Origin of the sequence: Acidisphaera sp. S103, from assembly GCF_009765975.1 — a bacterium.
GTDB lineage: Bacteria > Pseudomonadota > Alphaproteobacteria > Acetobacterales > Acetobacteraceae > Rhodopila.
The window spans coordinates 373,412-393,243 of record NZ_LMUJ01000051.1 but is presented as its reverse complement, the minus strand read 5'-3'; the positions used below and the strand labels follow the sequence as shown (position 1 = coordinate 393,243).

At 68.3% G+C, this 19,832-nt stretch carries 6 protein-coding genes; 2 read left to right on the top strand and 4 right to left on the bottom strand.

Annotated features, from left to right (window positions below; translation table 11 throughout):
* Nucleotides 1-234: 234 nt before the first annotated feature.
* On the bottom strand, nt 235-2,250 hold the full coding sequence (locus GSQ89_RS16210) for a tetratricopeptide repeat-containing sulfotransferase family protein (protein WP_158926937.1): 2,016 nt from the start codon (nt 2,248-2,250) through the stop codon (nt 235-237).
* Between the two features lie 272 nt (nt 2,251-2,522).
* On the opposite strand from GSQ89_RS16210, the gene GSQ89_RS39890 reads away from it, so the two are divergent.
* Nucleotides 2,523-6,137 (top strand): Hint domain-containing protein, encoded by a 3,615-nt coding sequence (locus tag GSQ89_RS39890; RefSeq protein ID WP_305782257.1) that lies wholly within the window; start codon nt 2,523-2,525, stop codon nt 6,135-6,137.
* A gap of 188 nt (nt 6,138-6,325) precedes the next feature.
* Here the strand turns inward: GSQ89_RS39890 and GSQ89_RS16195 are convergent, their stop codons facing one another.
* Both GSQ89_RS16195 and GSQ89_RS16190 read right to left on the bottom strand, forming a co-directional pair.
* On the bottom strand, nt 6,326-8,491 hold the full coding sequence (locus GSQ89_RS16195) for a transglycosylase domain-containing protein (RefSeq protein ID WP_216856195.1): 2,166 nt from the start codon (nt 8,489-8,491) through the stop codon (nt 6,326-6,328).
* A complete protein-coding gene (locus GSQ89_RS16190; RefSeq protein WP_216856194.1) occupies nt 8,488-14,286 on the bottom strand; it encodes an alpha-2-macroglobulin family protein in 5,799 nt (1,932 codons plus the stop codon). The genes GSQ89_RS16195 and GSQ89_RS16190 overlap by 4 nt, the downstream gene beginning before the upstream one ends.
* A gap of 138 nt (nt 14,287-14,424) precedes the next feature.
* Between GSQ89_RS16190 and GSQ89_RS38270 the strand changes: the two genes are divergently transcribed.
* The gene (locus GSQ89_RS38270; RefSeq protein WP_174254868.1) at nt 14,425-14,709 is read left to right on the top strand and encodes a hypothetical protein; all 285 of its coding nucleotides are present in this window, start codon (nt 14,425-14,427) and stop codon (nt 14,707-14,709) included.
* Between the two features lie 218 nt (nt 14,710-14,927).
* Here the strand turns inward: GSQ89_RS38270 and GSQ89_RS16185 are convergent.
* Nucleotides 14,928-19,832 (bottom strand): hypothetical protein (locus GSQ89_RS16185; RefSeq protein WP_158926935.1); only part of this gene is annotated, 4,905 nt, incomplete at its 5' end.

Here is a 19,832-nt window from a genome sequence, read left to right as displayed (position 1 = left end):
GACAGTCCGGGCCATCTGCCACCGTGAGGTGCTGGATCAGATGGCCCGGACTGTCGCCGGGCCATGACGAATTAAGAGTCGGCCTCAACGGCTCAAGCGTCGGCCTCAACGGCTTAAGAGTCGGCCTCAACGGCTTAAGAGTCGGCCTCAACGGCGGTTGGTATCAGACCGTTCATCTGTGGCGTGGTGCTGTTCTGTCGATAGCCGGTTTGCACGGCGGCATTTTGGGGCCTCTCACGTTCCGCCCTCCGCGCCATCCATCAATCCGGCAGCGTGCAATTCCGCGATCAGCGGTTCCAAATGCGCGGCGTATTGCCGCCACCTGCCCAATCCCCGAGCGTTCACCGGCTGGCGGACCTGCATGCGGCTGACGGTGCGTACGACGCGCTGATGCTCATAGAATGTTTCGCAGGCGGAGTCGTACGGCAGGTCGAGGAAATTCAGAACCCGAACGAGTGTGCCGGAAAAGTCCTCGATCCAGTCGGTCAGTTTCACCACCAGGATCGGGTTCGGCAGATTGGCGCGCCAATGCGCCATCAGCTTCTGCTGTTGGCCGATATACCAGCCGAGATCGCCGAGATCATGCGCGTAACTGTGCACGCCGTAGAAACGATGGGTAAAAATCGACAGCCCGATATCGCGTGGGTCCCGCTCGCAGGCGATGATCCGCGCGCCGGGCAGCATCTGGGCCACCAGGCCGAGATAACGAAAATTGGTCGGCATCTTGTCGGTGATGCGTGCCGCGTCCGGTGCCAGCGCATGCAGGGCGCGCAGGTAGGTTGTCGCCGCCTCATCGAATGCGGCAGGCCCCAGACCGGCGACACGCTGGACGGCGGACGTGGTTTCCAACGCGCCGCCCAGCATCCTGAACGTTTGCGGCAGTTCGATGCGTTCGCCGGCGCCGAACACCTTTGCATGCGACGCCAGGATTTGTTCCATCAGCGTCGTGCCGGAACGCGGCATGCCGACAATGAAGACAGGCGTGGTGTCGGCGTTGGATGCACGTGCGCCGTTCGACAAGCGCGTTTTATCGAAGGCCGCGATACTGGCATCCACGAAACGGCCGTACTGGGTTCGGGAAAAAGGCTGGATTTTGCCGAGCAGCCGGTGTCCTTGCGCCCAATGGCCGAAATTGCGCGCGATCTGCCCCTGCTGCCGCCAGAAGCGTGCAAGGTCGAAATGAGCCATGATCCGGTGCTCCGGCACCATGCCGGATGCATGCTCCAGCGCGGCTTCCATGGCCGCCGCCGCATCGCGTGCCGCCGCAATGTCGCCCGCCGCCCAGGCCAGCAGCACGCGGCGCCAGTGCATCAGCGGTTCCAGCCTTGGGGGCACCTCGCCCAGGTCCGCCAACGCCGCCGCCGCGTCCTCGGTCCGGTGCAGGTTGATCAGGGCCGCGGCCCGCTGCAACAGCCAGGCGTGGCGCATGTCGGCATCTCGCGGCGGCGCCTCGCCCAGCAATGTCAGGGCCGCTTCCGCCTCGTTGTCGGCCAGCAGGTCGGCCACCATGTTCAGCTTCGCGGCGAGCAGATCGGGCCTTGCCGCCACCTGCCGAACGAGCATCTGCCCGGCCTGCTCCCCCCATCCGGTCAGCCGCAGAAACACGCTGAGATTGGCTATGCCGGCTTCATGCTCTGGCTGTGCCGACAGAGCGGCCCTGGTCGCGTCGATGGCGTCAAAAATTGCGCCGTCCTGGTAACAGGCGCCGCCCAGTTCGACCCAGGCGTCGGCAAAATCGGGCGCCAGTTTGGTGGCTTCACGCAGCGACTGGATGGCGCGTGCCGTAAATCCCCCCGCCAGGTAGGCCCGCCCAAGCGTGTAGTGTGCCGCCGCCATTTTTGGCGCGCGCAGCCGGGCGCGCCGCCCGGTTCGGATGGCGGCGGCGGTGTCGCCCAGCGCCAGCGATGCCGCCGACAGGTTCAGCCAGGGTGCCGCATCGTGCGGTAATAGTGCCGTGCAGCGTTGGAACAGATCCGCCGCCTGCCGCTGGCGCCCGCGATCGAGCAGTACTATGCCGTGGTACAGCATGGCCCAGGGGTCGGCCGGCGCCAGGCCACGTGCGCGTTCCAGAAGTTCCAGCGCCACCGTGTGCTGGCCCAGGCGAAAGCGGCACATGCCGAGCACACGCAAGGCCGCCTGGTGGGCGGGGTCCGTGTCGGCCAACGGCTCCAGCATCGCCACGGCTTCGGCGAAGCGCCCGGCCCGGTAGGCGGCCTCGGCGGCCGCAACGCAATCATCCGCGACAGTCATGCCGCCACCCTTAGACCATTGCGGGCGGTGCAGAAATCACCCGCATGGAACTGTCCTCGCCGGAACCCTGGTTTCATTCCGAATCGCAACGAGTGCCGGCATCTGACGCGAGATACTCGACATATCGGGTCCGAGCCATTCCCATATTATTACAAATAACAATTCGCTTTGATTCCAACGGAATTTGGTGTTTGGTCTGGTGGAACGATACGATGCGCGCGCACCCGGCCCGCTCATCTCATTGAGCATCTTTTGAGAGAGCGGCGCCGACCATGTCCTACAGCGTCAACAATGAGCAGCAGCTTAACCAGGCGCTCGCCACGATCGATGCGATCACCACGCCCGGCACCTACACCATCACCTTTACCGGCAATATCACCGAGGGCACCGATACCGGCCAATCCATCAGCTATAACGGCGGTTCACTGTCTGCGCCGGCCGACCTCTACGCGATCAACCTGCATACCGGCGTAGACCTTGTCATCAACGGTGGGAATTATGCGCTGGACGGTGCGAACACCTATCGCGGGCTGTTCGCGTATGCCGGCACCGTGGATGTGCAGAACCTCACCATTCAGAACGCCGTGGCCCAGGGTGGCGCCGGGGCGGTGGATGGCGGTGGCGGTGGCGGCGGCGCGGGTCTTGGCGGCGGGCTGTTCGTGGCGGGTCCCACCCAGGGTGCCGGCGGCGCCAATGTCACCATCGATAACGTCAAGTTTTCCAACGACAGTGCCATCGGCGGCGACGGCGGGTCGGGGTTCTATAACGACCTGACGAATCGCGAACTCCCTTACGACTACGGCGCCGGCGGGGGGATGGGCGGCGCCGGCGGCGGACATGATTATTTCGATGGCGGCGGCGGCGTGGGGATTGGCGCTACCGGGTTTGGTCAGGCAGCCACCTCCTCAGGTTACAAAGATGGTGGCGGCATCCTGCTCGGCGCGGCATCCGGCGGCGGCACCAGCCTGACGGCCGGCGGCCCCAATGGCGGCGGCGGTGGACCCGAGAGCGGCGGCGGAGCTGGGGGTAAACTCCCAAACGAGCACGGTGGTGGCGGCACCGGCGGCTTCGGCGGCGGCGGCGGCGACGGTTATAAAGGCGGGTTCGGCGGCGGCGGCGGCGATAACGGCGAGGGCGGCTTCGGCGGTGGCGGCGGTGGCGGCGGTGACGGCTACGCCGGCGGATTCGGCGCCGGCCAAGGCGGAAAACAACAGTTCGCCGGGCCCGCCACCACGGCCTACAACAGAAGCACGACAGGCGGCGGTGGCGGCGGTGGTCTCGGCGCGGGTGGCGACGTGTTCGTCATGAGCGGCGGCAGCCTCACGGTCGAAGGCGGCAACCTTGGCTCAGGCAACGTCCGAGGCGGCACCGGCGGGCTGTATGCCACTGGCGGCGAAGGCCTTGGTACGGGCGTATTTCTGGAGAGCGGGGAGACGCTGGCGATTACCGCCGGCCCGGGTCAGACCTTCCTCCTCGGGGGCGGTATCGCCGGCGAGTCAGGGGCCGGCACCTATGACTTCAGCGGCGGCGGCACATTGGAACTCACCTCCGGCGGTGAGGCAACGGCGGACACCGTGCACCTGTCGGGTTCGGACGAAGTACGTTTCGATGGCAGCGCCAAGGTGGCGGCGATCACCAATTTCATTGGCGAGGGGGAAACGCAGGACTCGCTGTTCTTCGCCAATTACCCGACCGGCGTCACGTTCAGCGAAAATGGTCCGGACAGCGCGACCGTGGATGGTGTCGCGATCACCGGTACTTTCACCTCGCTTTACGAAGTTGCCTATGACGGTGGCACGCTGGTGCGTGCCGGTTCGGTTGAGCCGGTCATCTCCGGCACCGGTGCCACCACCACCTTGCCGAACCAAGCCGTGTCCCCGTTCGCGAATGTCACGCTGACGGACGACAATCTGCGCGCGCAGGACTATCTGCTGATCGCCATGAGCGGTGCCGCCGGCACGCTGAGCGGGGTGCAAACGACCGGCAACGGTGGATACCTGCTGCAGGGCACGGCCGGGGCGGTGACCAGCGAACTGCGCGCGGTGACCTTCACGCCGGGGGCCGCTCAGCCGGGCGGCAGCGTCACCTCGACGTTCACGTTGACGGACATGAACAATGTCTGGGACGATACCCAGATTACCGACAGCAACACCACCGTCAGCGTGACCGAGGCGGCGCAGGCCCCGACGATCACCGGTTCGGTGGCCGAACAAGCCGACCCGAACTCGCAGCCGATCGACCCGTTTGCCAACGTTACGATCTTCGACCCCAATGGCGCACAGGATATTCTGAGCATTTCCGTCACCGGCGGTGACGGCGGCACGCTGACGATCGGCGTTCCATACAGCACTGTCGACAACACCTATCAGATCAGCGGTACCGCGGGCGCGCTGACCGCCGACCTGCGCAACGACGTTTTCTTCACGCCCAACGCACCGCCGGACGGACTGACGTCCACCGTCACCCTGACGTTGACCGACCAGAGCACGGCCTATGAGGGGCCGCCGGCGATGGACGACAACACAAGCGTGATCGCGGGCACTACCACTGCCAGCACCGGCCCTTCGATCAGCGGCACACAGGCCAACCAAATCAACTTCAACGAAGCCCCGATCGATCCTTTCTCGGGCGTCACCATCAGTGACCAGCCGACCGCGCAGGACGTACTGATCATAACGCTGTCAGGCGAAGGCGGCACGTTGACGGGCGCCACCCCGTCCGGCCCGGCCGAATACTTTCTGCAAGGCACCGCGCAGGAGATAACCCAGGCATTGGACCTGGTCTCATTCACGCCGAACGCGGGGCCGGTCGACCAGGCCACGCCAACGTTTTTCACGCTGCAGGACACCAGCGACGATCCGGTCACGATGGTCACCGACAGCACGACAAGTGTCATCGACATCAATACCGGCCTGTGTTTCCTGCGCGGCACGCAGATCCTTTGCCCTGCCGGCCAGGTGCCGGTCCAGGACCTTGCGATCGGCGATCTGGTGCAGACGCTCTCCGGCAAGGCGCGCGCCATCGCCTGGATCGGGAAGGGCCGCGTCCTGGCTACGCGCGGCCGGCGTAACGCGGCCACGCCGGTCATCGTCGGCAAGTCCGCCTTCGCCGACAACATTCCGAACCACGACCTGCGCGTCACCAGGGGACACGCCTTTGCCTTCGATGGCGTACTGATTCCGATCGAGTTCCTGGTGAACCACCGCTCCATCCTATGGGACGATCGCGCCCAGGAGGTCGAACTGTACCATGTCGAACTCGAAACCCACGATATCCTGATCGCCAACGGTGCCGCGGCCGAAAGCTATCGCGACGACGGCAACCGCTGGCTGTTCCAAAACGCCAACAGCGGCTGGAACATGCCGCCGAAGCTGCCTTGTGCGCCCGTGCTGACCGGTGGCCCGGTTGTCGATGCGGTCTGGCGCCGGCTGCTGGACCGAGCCGGTCCGCGCCCGGGTGTGCCGCTGACCGAGGACCCCGATTTGCACCTGATGATCGACGGCCAGCGTGTGGACGCCACGGCGCGGCATGGAACCGCACACATCTTTGCAGTGCCGAACGAACGTGCGTCGGTCAGTATCGTCTCTCTTGGGGCCGCCCCGGCGGAACTGGGCACGGCACGCGATCCGCGCGTGCTTGGCATAGCGGTTCGGTGGATCGCCGTGCGCGACGGCACAAGATTCCGCGTGATGGAGGCAGGGGATGCATTGCTGGCGGACGGATTTCACGCCTTCGAGCCATCCAACGGCCTGCGCTGGACGGATGGTAACGCAGCTCTGCCGCAAGCGCTGTTCGATGGCTTCGACGGGCCAACGGAATTGGTGCTGCATCTGGGCGGTACGACCCAGTACCCGCTGTTCGGGGAGGTAGCACGCACCGCGGCGTAGCGGGTGCCTGGGAGGTCCTGCGAAGCACTATCCGAAGCGTGCAGTCGCCATGGCCGATCCCGCGGCTGCGCCTCCGCTCTCCGCGGTTGCTTTACCGCAGAACGGCCATTCCGCTTCCGGCCAGAACCGGCTGTTGTCCGAGTGTCGGCTATCCGGCTGGGCGCGCCCGCGGCGGACCGTACCAGCCGTTACTCCACCACGATCGCCAGTGGGCGGGACGCATCGTCCTGCAGTGGCAGCCGCACCTGGAAGTGGTGGCGTCCCGGGATCATGGTCCAGTACAGCGGTGTTTCGGGCGCAGCCACAGCCACCGGCTTGCCGTCCACCAGCCAGACGATCTGCCGCACCTGCGGCGGGGCGGACGCGCGCAGCACCAATCGGTTCAGTGCCGGCGGCACTTCGGGGTTGCGCCAGACGTGGCTGTCCGGCTCCGGCTGCACGATCGCCAGCGGCACCGGGGCGGGCCGAACACGTAGGGGCGTTCCGGGATCGACCCATTCGGTCAGATGTTCGGTGCAGGCCGGGTCGGGGCATAGTTCGGTTCGGTTGCGGCCGGCTGGGGCGGCGAAATCGCCGGCCACCAGGTCGGTGCGCAGGGCGCCGTGCAGCCGCAGCATGACTTTCTGCGCCAGAGCGGCCGCGGCCCGGCCGCCGCTGAGGTCCCGCATCGGGCCGGCGTCGGCGCGTCCGACCCACACGCCCACCACGTATTTGTGCGACCAGGCGATCGTCCAGGCGTCGCGATAGCCCTGGGACGTGCCGGTCTTCAGCGCCACCGCGAAGGGAAACTCGGAGGACCCGTAGCGGGGGAAGCTGGGCAGGCGGGCCATGGGATCGCTGAGGAAGCGGCCGACCAGGCGGGCGGCGTCGGCGGTGATGACACGTTGCGGGTCGGGTTCGATGCCCTCGAACCAGACCAGATCGTCGTCCATGCCGTCCTCGGCCAGCGTGGTGTAGGCGCGCATCAGCCGGTCGAGGCTGGTGGGCAGGGCGCCGATCGCCATCGCCAGTCCGAAGCGCTCCGGTGGTCCGTCCAGGTGGTGCAGGCCCAGGCGGCGCAGGAAGTCGAACGCTTCCGGCAGTCCGATGCGGCGCAGCAGGTTGGTGGCCGGCACGTTGCGGGAATTCGCCAGCGCCTGGCGGGGCAGCAGCGGGCCGAGGAAGTCGTGGTCGGCGTTGACGATGCCGGCGGCGCCCTCCGGTTCGTCGGCGAGGATGTCCTGGGGGGCGATGAGGCCTCGCTGCAGGGCGAGCGCGTACAGGAACGGCTTCAAGGTGCTGCCCGGCGAGCGCTGCGCCATGGTGTAGTCGATGGCGCCGGCCGGGCGGGACGCGTAGCCGGCGGAGGTCACGTCGGCCAGCACGGCTCGTGAGCCGCGTTGCACGACCATGACGGCGACCTGCTGCGCGCCGAAGTGCCGCCACTCGGCCAGTTGTGCGGTGGCCACGTGGGTGACCCAGTCCTGGGTCGGCAGATCCAACGTGGCGCGCAGTCGCGTGGTGCCGGAGTCTCGGGCCATGGCTTCCAGCCGCAGCACCGTTTGCAGCGGCGCCGGGCGGCGGCGGGTGGGCACGATGGTCAGGTCGTCCAGTTCGGTTCGGGCCTGTGCCAGCGTGTCGGGCGGCAGTCCCGCTGCCGCCAGGGCCAACCGGGCTCGGGCGATGGCGCGGGCCAGGCCGGGTCCGCGTGGGGCGAGGCGGCTGGGGGCTTGGGGGATGCTGCTGAGTAGCGCCGCCTGTGCCCAGGTCAGGTCTCGGGCGGGTTTGTCAAAGTACCACCAGGCGGCGTGGGCAATGCCGTGGCTGCTCTCGCCGTAGGGTGCGAGGCGGACATACTGGGCGAGGATCGCTTCCCGGCCGTAGCGGGCGGTCAAGGCCACCGCGGTTCCGGCCTCGACGGCTTTGGCCCAGAGTGTGCGGGGCCGCGGGTGCTGCATGCGCGCGACCTGCATCGCCAGGGTGGAGGCGCCGGAGGCGTGGCCGCCGTGCAGGTGCTGCCAGATGGCTCGCAGGACGGCGATCGGGTCGATGCCGGGGTGTGACCAGAAGCGGCGGTCCTCCAGCGCCAGCGTCATGCGGATCACCCGGTCGGGCGGAGTGATCGGCCAGTAGCCGTATTCGACCTGCCGTGTGCCGTTGGGTCGGGTGGATTCGTGGCCTGCCTGGGTCAGGAAGGTGCCGTTGCGGTCGGTGACGACGGCGGTGGGGGCCGGCGCGGCCAGGTGCGAGTCGGCGGCCACGCGGACGGTGTAGGTGCCGATCGTGCCGAGGGTCAGCGCGGCGGCCAGGATGGTGGCGGCGGCGCGGATCGGCCGTCCGGTCTTGGCCGTTCCTGTCGCGCTGGATGCCGTCACGGCCCGACGATCACTTTCTGCCCTCCTGTCGCGGCGGAGACGCTCGGTTGATACAGCATCTCCGCTGTCGCGGGGGGCTGGGTGAACACGCCGTCGGTGGTGGCGCGCATGCGGGTCCGCAGGGAGTAGGTGCCCTTGGGCAGGGTCATCCAGACGGCGACGACCTCGTCATCGCCGTAGGATGCGTAGGACGGTGCCAGGGTCGGGCCGGCGGAGGGGGCCGCGTCGGCTGTCGCGGTCGCCAGGGCGGGGTTCAGCGGTTCGAGGCCGGCGGGCAGCGGCAGATGCAGGGCGACCTGGGTGCGGTCCTCGGGGGTGACGACTTCGTCCAGTTCCTCCACCACGTCGCCGGGTGCCAGATGGATCGCGCCGTCGGGGCCGGGCTCGATACGGATCATCGGCGGGTGTATCGCGCCCTGTACCGGCGGGACTCGGAACAGGGTTCGGGTCAACACGAAGCCGTGCTGGTCGGCTTTGGCGAGCGCGCCCGGTTCGGCGGGGACGTAATCGGTGCCGGCCAGCACGGCGAGGCCGGGGCGAGCCTGGATGCGCACGTCGCCGGGTGCGGCGGTGGCGGCTTGCAGCAGCGGATGGGTTTTATCCAGCGTGCCGGTGACCGGTGCGCCGGGCATGGCGATCGAGGCGGGCACCGGCGCATCCGGCGCGTGCCAGGCCGCGGCCAGCGCTCGCAGGGCGGCGGCGGTGGCATTGGTGCTGCCCCAACCTTGCCCGTCCGCCAGCCCCAGCAGCCCGGTGCGCAGCACGGCCAGCCTGGTGTCCTGTGGCGTGGCGGTCGCGACTGCTTCCGTTACTTGGGCGAGGCTGCGCGTCTCCGACGGCAGGATGTTCGGGCTGCCGCCGGTATCGGTCAGGCCGGCATAGACGGGCTTGCCGTCGCGGGCGAGGACGTTCACCCGGTTCCACATCGTGCCAAGGACCTCCGCCAGCAGCCGTCCGTCGCTGTTGGGCAGGCGGGCCAGCACGGTGGCGACATCCGCCAGCCCGCCGGTCCGCAGCGCGGCGGCGCGGCGGGCGAGTTCGTCGGCATACGCTGATGAGGCGTGACCGCCGTCAGCCAAAGCGGTCAGGGCGGTGATGCGTTCGAAGGTTTCCTCTCCGCTCATCAGATGCGGGTAGTCGCTGCGCAGGGCGGCGGTCAGCACCTTCGCTATCCGATCCGTCGCCGCCTTGTCCACCGGCAGCCCTGCTCGGGATGCAGCGATCATCAGGCGATAGGCGCTGGCGGTCAGCCAGACGTTGCCGTCCACGTGCGGGAAGAACGCGACCAGGCCGTTGTCGTCGGTGGTCTGCTTGATCGAGGCCAGCGCGGCGGCGACGTCGGCCGACAGGCGGTCTCGCAGGCCCGCGGCGTCCAGGATCGGGGTGAACGGCAGCAGCGCCAGTTCCGACTGCGCGAGCGCCATCCGCTGTTCTGCTCCGCCGACTGACGGCCGTATCAGATAGCCGGCGCCGGCGATCAGCTTCACCACGGCGGGATCGGTGGCGAGTGTCACGGTGCGGCGGTAGCTGGCCGGTCGCGCGGGGTCGGTCAGGGCCGGAATGTCCAACGAGCCGTTCGGGCCGGTCGCCAGCAGGTCGCGACGGTGTATCACGGGTCGGTCAGGCTTGATCGGCAGGTCGATCTGCACCGCGTCGCCGGCATGATCGGCGGCGCGTTGCAGCAGGAAGCGCACGCGGGCGGTGGTGGTGCCGGCGGGCGGTTCCGGGACGGTCACCGTGTAGTCGACGCGGGTGGGGCGCTGGCCGTCCCAGGTCACCGCTTGCTCCGCCTTGCCCTGCACGGCCAGGTGCTCGAGCGAGATCATGGATGACCCGGCGCCGCCGGGGCCTTCGACGATGCGGCCGATCAGGCCGGCGGTGAAGGTGTCACCGGGCCGGACGAAGCGGGGCAGCGCGGGTTGGGCGACCACCGGCTGGCGGACTTTCATCGATCCGGTGCCGAAGCCGAACCGGTCGGGGCCGGCGACGGCCTTGGCGCGCAGCATGAACACGGTCAGCGAGTCCGGCAGTTTCACATGCACATGCGCGGTGCCGTCCGGACCGACCTTCACGCGCGGCACATACAGCGGGACAGGGGTAAAATTCTTGCGGACGGAGATGTTCGCCATGCCGAAATCGCCGGCTTCGTCGCCGCCGGGGGACTCGGTCAGCGGGATCACGCCGAATGCCATGTTGCGGGTGTCGCGGGCGACCATTTTGGTGGGGCGGTCGACGATGAAGGCGGGCAGCGGATCGAGCGGCTGTTCCTTGGCCAGGGACAGGACGGCCTGATCGACCATCCAGACGGTGGCCTCGCCGGACAGCGGATGGCCGGCCGGGTCGGACAGGTGCAGCACCAGGTCGAATTCCTGTTCGGGGCGGGCCTCTGCCGGGGCCTCGAAGCTGACCATGACGCGGTTGTCGGTGGGGTTGACGTTGACCCATTTGGTGGCGGCCAGGGTGACCGGCTTGCCCTGGTCGAACGGCGCCATCGGGCCGGGTGGCGTGGGCAGGCGGCCGCGCATCAGCAGGAAATGCACTGCCAGGCGCGGCACCTGCTGCTTGCGGATCGGCACGGTGTAACGGCCGAAGCCGTTGGTGATGTCCACCCAGTCGTAACGGAACCGGCCCTCCGGTTCCTCCATGATCGCCAGTGCTCGTGCGGTTTGGAATGGGCTTTCGATGACCAGGGTGGCGTTCTCGCCGGGGTCGTAATGGTCCTTGTCGGCGTTGACGGTCACCGTTTGCGACGGTGGGCGCTGCCAGGTGACGGGGGTATCGCCGGCCATGAACAGATCGACCCGCACCGTCTGGGTGCGGCCGACCTTGTCCGCGGCGGTGACTTCGACGAGGTAGACCCCGGCCTCCGAGACGCCGAAATGTTGGGTCTGGGCGTCGGCGGTGCTGGTGACGTGGCGTTCCTCGACCGTCTCATCGATCACCTGGGTCTGGTATTTGGCCGATCCCTGGGCAAAGTCGCTGGCTTGCAGGATCGAGTTCCATTGGCGGTGGATCAGTTTCACCGTCATCGGCAGGCCGGTCACCGGTTTGCCGTCACCGTCCAGCGCGATGATCTGCGGGTCGATCGCGCCCACCTGCGGCAGGTAGCGGGGCACTTTCACGCCCAGCACGAAGGGCGGCAGGGCAGTCACCCGCTGCACGCTGCGGACCTGGATGTCGTCGTCGCCGGTGACCGTTGCCTCGACCTGGTACTGGCGGGGCTGGGCGGTGGGTTCGATGGTCGGGTCCAGCGTCAGTTGTGCCGAACCGCCGGCGTCGGTCTTGGTTTCGCGGCTCAGCACCGGGGTGGAGCGGAAGGTGCTGTCGCCGGAGAACCGGCTGTCGGAGGAAAACAGGAACCCGTCGCGGCCGGGCGGGGTCCAGACATAGGGGTATTGCGTGACGCGCCAAGTGATCGGGCGATCGCTCAGCAGGCCGCCGGCGAAGAACCGGGCGAGCAGGTCGACCTGGAACGGCGCGTCAAGCGGGACGTGTGGCGGGGCGTTCAGCAGGACCTCGAACGTGGGTAGGCGATAGGCTTCCTTCTTCACCGTCATGGCGCCGCAGGGCTGGCCGTCCTTGGGTTCGTATTGGATGGCGTAGTCGCCGGTCGCTTCGGTCTTCTGGTCGAATTTCAGGTGGAAGCCGCCGATTTCGTCGAGTGTGACAGGCAGGCGCCATTCCTGTTGGTTCGGTCCGGTGACGACCACCTCGCCGTTGCCGCTGGCGTAGGTCAGGGTGCCCGACAGATAGCGACGGACCATGCCGGCGATCAGGATCGGTTCTTCCGGACGGTAGATCGGGCGTTCGGTGAAGACGTGGCACAGGGTCTGTGCCACCGGGCGGCGGGCGGATTGGTCCTTGTCGGTGACCCAACCGAGCCAGGGGGATTCGGGCTTGGTCCAGGATTCGGCGGTGTATTGTTGCGGGCCGCGGTCGGGTTCCAGCACCAGCGTGTCGGTCGCCTTGACCACGACGATGCGGGTGATGCGGGCTTGCTCGCGGTCCAGGCCTGTGGTGATCGGCGCGGTCAGGGTCCAGCTTCCATCGGCCTCGGTCACGCCGTGGGCGAGGGTGATGAAGTGGTTGTCGCGCAAGCCCTCCAGGCGGATTTCGGCGCCGGGGACGGGCTGCGCGGTGGCGAGCGAGGTGACGGCGAAGTGGACGTGGCTGGCTTCCTCGACCGAACTGAGCGACAGGTCGGTGACTTGCAGGCGCGCCCATTGGCGGGTGCGGCCGTCCACGGTGCGGAGGCCGACGAGATAGGTGCCGGGCGCCTTGGGGCCGGCGATGCGGGCCAAGGTGGGGGCGAGGTCGAGGCCGAACTTGGCGTCTACGCCGCCTCGGTGGATCGGCAGTTCCATCAGTTCGCTGGCGGCGGGGGAGCCTAGGGCGGTGATCCGGGCGGCCATGGCGTTGCTGGGGATCGGGGTGGCTTCGTTGTAGTGGGTTGGTTCGTTGCCCGGCAGCGGCGGGGCGGTGTCGTCGTTGGTGGAGAGGCCGCCACGGGGGAACGGCCAGAAGTCGCGGCTGAGCGGGTCGATGGCGTAGATGCGGACGTCGGCGTGGTCGTAGCCGTGACCGCGTAGCGGGACCATCTGCGGGCCGAGGCGCTCGACGATGCCTTGCGGGACGTCCCAGGCCAGCGCCGGTGTCCCGGCCGCGAAACTGACTTTGCGGGTGACGGGTTCGGCCAGGGTGCGGCCTCTTGCGTCGTGGAGGGCGCCGGCGGCGATGGCGACGGTGTAGACCTGGTCGGCGGCGAACCGGCCGGTGATCCGCAGTTCGTTGTCGCCGCCGACGCTGACAGCCATGTTGTCGAGCGGCGGGGTGATGCGCAGGACGTCGCGGGCCTTGACGATGTCCAGGGACTCGGGCGGGGCGGAGAATTGCAGGGTGACGCCCCGCTTGTAGCCTTGGTCGGACGGTGTGCAGTTCACCACGTCGTTGACGGTGGCGTGGTCGAAGCCCTCGGTGCAGTAGGTGTCGCGCAGCTTGAACGGCAGGGCGCTTTTCAGCGGCAGGTCGAAGATCGGGTCGTCGAGGCCGGGTTCATCCGACAGTCGCAGGCGCAAGGTGGCGACCTGACCGTCCGGGATGGGCTGATGCAGGGCGACGACGATGGTCTGCTTGTCGGAGCGCTTGGTGCGCTCGACCGGGCGGAGGGTGAAATCCTGGGTGGTGAGCACTTGCGTCGGCTTGCCGCCGGGGGCGGCTTGCGGGCGAAGCTCGATGGTCAGCAGGCGGCCGAGGGCTTCGAGGTCCACCGGCTGGTCGAATTGCAGGGCGATGGTGTCGAGGTTGGGGGTGCCGTTGTCCTGGTCGGCGGGTCCGGTGGCGGTGGGGACGGGCAGCAGCGGCACCAGGGTCGTGGGGGTGTTGTCCAGGGTGACGACTTCTCGGCGCAGCGGTTCCCATGGTTCGGAGGGGCGGAATTGCAGGGTCTTGGGACCGAGCCAGGTCCAGGCGCCGGGTTTGGGTGGGGTTAGGGTGACGAGGCGGTTAGGGGAGTCCTCGGGGCCGCCGTTGGTGGGGCCGCGTGGGGTGTCGAAGAGGATGGTGATGGGGTCCCAGCGGCGCAGGAAGTGATCGGGGACGACGTGGGTGCCGTCGGCACGTTGCAGGCGGTCTAGTTGCGGGGGGACCTGGGCTTTGGCGGGGACGGTTAGCAGGAGGAATAGGGGGAGGAGGAGTGTTGTCAGGAGCGCCAGCGATCGGCGTGGGGCTTTGGTTGGGGTTGGCGTGGCGGCGAACGTGGCTTGGCAGTGCTGTGTCGATCGACCGCTTTTCAACACAGAGGAAGAATGAGGATGGCAGAGTTTCGCAGAGAAGGGAAAAAGGGCAGATTTGACTGCATGAATCTGATGTTGCCTGCCTGCGAAAGGCTTGGTGCTTGAGGGCTTCGTTTCGGTGGCGGGCCGGCGTGCATCTGATTGGTCACGGCGGCAAGCAGCAAAATCAAGGGTACGCGGGTAGCCAAGTGGTTCGATTTTGGCACCGCCGCCCAATTCCGTCATAGCGGGCGAAGGCCCGCTATCCATGCCTTTGCCGAGGCCAGTACTGCAAGGCGTGGATGGCGGGCCTTCGCCCGCCATGGCGATGAGAGGTTGGCGGCGCCTGCTAAAAGGAAGCTGGCGGTGTCCGCCAAACGATTCGGTTATTTCGCCGCGAGCCTCAACGTCACGACGGGACTGTTCGTGGGTGGCTTCGCCGGGTGAATGGGCTTCGCGCGAAGCGCAATCGCTTTCTTCTCTGCGAAACTCTCCTGTTCTCATTCTTTCTCTGTGTTGAATTGCTTGCTTTCGGAATTGCGAACATTCCGGAACGGCTATGTCGGATGGGTTGGACGGCAGCATCCTTGTCCGATCGGACCTGTCTTGGCTGCCCACGCCCAATGGTCCTTCAGACCAGGGTGATAATGGGGCTGGTGGGCGCTTCATGGTTTTGTCCCTTGGGGCTTTAGCCCGACCAGTTCCAGATATTGGGCAGCTACCTCGGGCGGTGGTCCGGAGCCGCGCGGGGTGATGCCGACGACTGCCGGCCGCAGGATGGTGGCGGGGGCGTTGGGGGGCACATGCGCCTCGATGAGGTATTGGCCGGCCGCCAAGGTGAGTAGTTGGGCCACGCCTTGCCCTTGCACTACGCCCGTGGCGTCGAGCAGTCGGACAGTCGCTCGGTCGGGGTCGGCTCGTACGCCGACGCCGATGGTGGCGGCCTTGGCCAGAGTGAAGCCGAACACGGCGGACCCGCCGGGTGCCACGCTGACGGGGGCGCCCAAGCCCTCGGTGATTGGCGTGACGGGGTCGGTGGACAGGGTCAGGCTGCCGGTCAGCGGGCCATCGGTGGGTGAGTATAGGCGCAGTTCAGCAGTGCCGGATGCGAGCATGACGTGCAGTTCGGCGCCGGCTGGGAACAGGCGCGGCGGGTCGGTGCGTCCGGCTTGCACCAGGGCCGCCAGGACCGGGGCGGTGGTGCTGACGTGCAGCAGGCTTGGTGCCGTTTGGGTCAGTTCCAGCGCCATGGCGGGGCCGGTTAGGGTTAGCCGAGCGGGGGACTTCACTTGCTGGGCGGCTACCTGGGGCCATGGGGACTTATCTTTGGCGGCCAGCCAGAGGGCGATCGGTCCGACGCCGTGTTGCACGATGGCGCGCCCGGTGCCGGATATCGCGACGTCCCTGCCTCGATGGACGGAGCCGTCGGGCATGATGGCGGTCAGGTCCGTGTCGCCGGCGCTGACGAGATGGGCGTCGGGCGGCGCGTCGAAGGGTAGTTCGAACGAGCCGGCGGCGCCGAAGAAGCGTTTGATGACGCTGCCGGACCGTAACGGTTCGGTGGCGGGCGCGGGCTGCCAGGACAGGCTTGCCGGTTCGGCGGTGGTGCCGGTGTTGACCAGCAGGATGTCGGTCCAGGCGCCGGACAGGGTGCGGGACAGGGGTTCGGTGCCGGTCCACGTGGTGGATGTGCCGGCGAATGCGGCGACGTTGGCGCCCAGGTCTAGTTGGACCGTCTTGTCGCCGCTGGGCAGTGTCAGCGGCAGGGCAGCGCCGGGGGGCAATGTTGCCTGCAGGGATGTATCCAGCGTGCGCGCGGGAAGCAGTGTCGTGTCCAGCCGGGTCAGGGCCACCCGCAGCGGCCCGTTATCGGAGGCGTTGCGCAGGGTGACCGGGGCGTTGGCCGCGGCGATGGCGCTGAAGCGGGCGATACCCGCCGCGGCGCCGAGACCGGGTTGGGCGAAACCGCCTTCAGCGCGCCAGAACGTGGCGTGGCCGGTCGCCGGCGGGATGGCGGCGAGTTGTGCCACCTGGCCGGTGGGCACGACCATGGTCTGCGTGCCGGTCAGTTTCAGCGCCGTCACGGTGGCTCGTGCGTTGGGTGGGCCGAGCAGCCAGATGTCGTGGGCTTGCGGAAGCAGCGGTCCGTTGACCGTTGTAAGTGCCTGGCCTGGCCAACCGCCGGCCAGGGATGCGCCCTCGATGGACACGGGTGTTGGGGCGTCCAGACCGATTCGAGCGATCGCCACGGGTGCCGGAATGTTGTCCAGGCTGGTCAGGGATACGGTTCCCTCGGGTGACGCCGGCGCGTCGACGGGGCGGGCGGCGATGCGGATGGGCTCCGAGCCGCCGTCTACGGTCCAGACCTCGGCCCGCCAGGCGGCCGGATCGGCGTCGGTCGGGCTGGCGACGATGGGGGCGGTGCCTTCGTCCAGCGCGACGATCCGCCAATCGTTCCCGGTCTGGCGTTCCAGCGTCAGGACGAGGGATGCGCTGGAGGTTGCCTGTGCCACCAGCAGTTGGCTCGCCGCGGACTGCGCCAGGGTCAGGATATGGACGCCGGTGCCGGCCAGTTGGGTGGCGTTCGATGGCGCGGGGATGGAGGGCAGGGCGTCCGGGAGTGCCAGTCTTACCTCGGTGGAAGGCCCGTTGGCGGTGTTGGTATTGTCACTGTTCTGGTCGTTGTCGGACGATGCTGACTGGTCGGGTGTGGTCTGCGTGTCCTGATTGTTATCGCTGTTATCCGTGTCGCTCGTGTCTTGTTTGTTGCCGGTGTCCTGGTCCGCGGCGGCTTGTGTGGATTGGCCGGCCCCGTTCAGGTCCGGAGGGCTGGCGGCGGCCAGGTCCAGTGTGTAGTTGCCGGCGGGCAGCAAGCGGGACACCGCGATGTTCCAGTCGTCCGCTCGGGCGTCGACACGAGCCACGACACTGCCGTCGTCCGCGTGCAGCACACCCCTGAGCGGCGTGTTGCCATAGCTGGTCAGGCTGACGACTCTGGCCTGGGCGATGGCGAAGCTGACCGTGGTTGGCAGCGTGACGCTGCGGGGCACGCCGGGCTGCAATGCCTTGCTGGTCAGCCCGATTGTGTAGGCCAGACGGTCGTTGCGTCCCAGGCTGGTGGCATCCACCCGGTATTGGCCGTCCTGCAATGAGCCGGTGTAGTGGCCGACGATATGCGCCAGCGGGGTCTTGTCGCCGGTTCGGAACAATTCGCCGACCATGCCGTCGCCCAGGTTCAGCTTGACCTCCGCTGGTCCGGCCAGGGCGAATGTCCAGGAATCGGGGGTGCGTGGCTGATCCCGGCCGTCCGGTTCGCGCCAGGTGGCGGTTTGTGGGGTCCCGAACGGCAGCTTGTGCGGGCCGTGGCCGGTGATTTCGGGCGGGGTGGTTATCGCCGACAGGCGCGCCACGACCTGGCGGGCGACTGCAACCGGGGAGACGATCAAGCGGTAGGAACCGGCTGGCAGGGTCGGTGTCGTGCCGTCCAGCGGGCCGGTTGTTGTCATCGGCCAGCCTTGGGCGTCCTCGATCCGGCCTTCCCACGGGGCGCCGAGGCTGGCGACGTCGAGTTCGTAATTCTCGTTCGGGCCGGCGACTTTCAGCGGGAAGGCGATCGCCGATCCGGCGGGCAGGCTGGCGCGTACGCTGCCGCCGGGGACCAGGGTGGCGCCGTCCAGGATCGGGGCCGGTGTGGCCGACAGGCCGAGGTGGCCGGCGGAGTCTCGGGCTGTCACGTCCACCCGGTAGCGGCCCGCCCGCAGGACGTGCTGCAGCAGCATGTTCTGGCCGACGCCGTTCGCCTCGGCCTGGTCCAGGTTCGGGATGAACGCGGTGGCGATGAGGCCGGCGGTGCGTAGCCGGCCGAGGGTTTCGACGCGATAGAGGCCGCCGTTCGGGACGGTCAGGGCAAAGCCTCGGCTTTCATCGCGGGTGAGATCGAAATCGAGGGGCTGGCCGGCGGTCAGGGTGGCGACGGCGTCGGGTGGTGGCGGCGCGGGGATGGCGGCGGCGGTCACCGGGCGGCGCCAGGCCAGGACGACGGTTCGGGCGTGGTCGGCGGCGGGGATTTCGACGGTGCCGGGATTGGGCTGGGTGAAGGCGATCGGGCCGGCGCCGATTTCGCTGACCGCCAGGGCGCCGCCGGGGGCGATCGTTACCGGTACGGTCAGCGGGGCGCCGGTGGTTTGGGTAAGGGTGAGTGGGCCCTCGGCCAGCGCCACCGGAATGGGACGGGCGGACAGGCCGACCTGGACTCCGGGGGCGGAGGGACCGAGCAGCATGAGTGACTGGCCGGGGGCGACGGTTTGCACGCCGAGGGGAATGACCGGGTCGGGCGGAAAGCGGGTCGGCGGCGGTGCGGCGGCGCCGGGCGGTCCGACCACCAGGTCCAGGCTGCCCTGGGCGCCGGCGTCGGGGGTCAGGGTCAGGCCGTAATAATCGGCCGGCAAATCGTAGATGCCGGGTTGGCTGTGTTCGGCGATGGAGACGCCCGCGCTGCGCATGGTCAGCTCGCCGCCGGCGGTGTTTTGCAGCAGCAGCATCGTCGGGCCGCGCAGGTTGAACTGGGTGTGCCAGGCGGTGCCGGGACCGACCTTCGGCAGGGTACTGACCAGGATGCGTGCTGGCTTGTTGGCGACCTCCTGGCGGCCCAGCAGCACGCCGGGGGGGATTTCGTCACCGCCCGCGCCGTTGAGTATCGCGGAGACCCAATACGTGCCAGCGCGGTAGACGCGCATGTTGGACGGCTGTTCCAGCGCTTGCAGCGTGAATGGCTGGCCGGCGGCGGCGCGCACCTCCACGGTGGGCGTTTGCTTGGGCGTGATGGGCAGGCGGACGGTCGGCTCGCGGCTGGTGTGGGTGATGCTGGCGATGGTGCCGCCGACACGCAGTTCGGCCTCGGCGGATGCGGGCAGGGTGAGGCGCAGCAGGCCGATCGCGGGGGGCACGGCGTAGATTTCGCTGCCGAACGGTCCCATGGGGCCGCCGGCCCAGCCCTCGGCGAGTGCGGGGGATACGCCGGCCCTCAGGTAGAGCGGCTGGGTGGTGTCGTTGTCGGTCCAGGGCAGCGATTGTCCACCGTAGACGACGGCCAGGTAGGTTCCGGGCTCAACTGTGCCGATTAGGCGCAGATCGGTCAGCGGATGGCCGGAGGCCGGTTCGATGCGCGTTGCCGCCGGTTGCAGCGCGGTCAGTTCCCGACCATCCCGCCACAGGCGCAGGTCGGCGAGGGCTCGGCCGGCGGCTTCGATTTGCACGGCGCCGCCGGGGGGCACGGACAGCCAGTAGGCACGCTGTTCGCTGTCCCGCAGCGTCATCGTGCGGGGGAAACCGGGTTGCGGCAGGGCGGCGGGCGGGGCGGCGTCGTGGAATGGGGTGACGGTCAGGGCGACGGTGCCGGTCGCGGCCTTGGGCGAGGTCACGCGCAGCTTGTAGGTGCCGACGTCCAGCAGCGCGTCCAGCCGGCCGTCCTGCACGCCGGGAACGCCGGCGACATCGCCGGGACCGGTCAGGATGTCGATTAGTTGCAGTGCCGCGCCGGACGGGCTTTTGGCGGTGATGGTGAAGCGCCC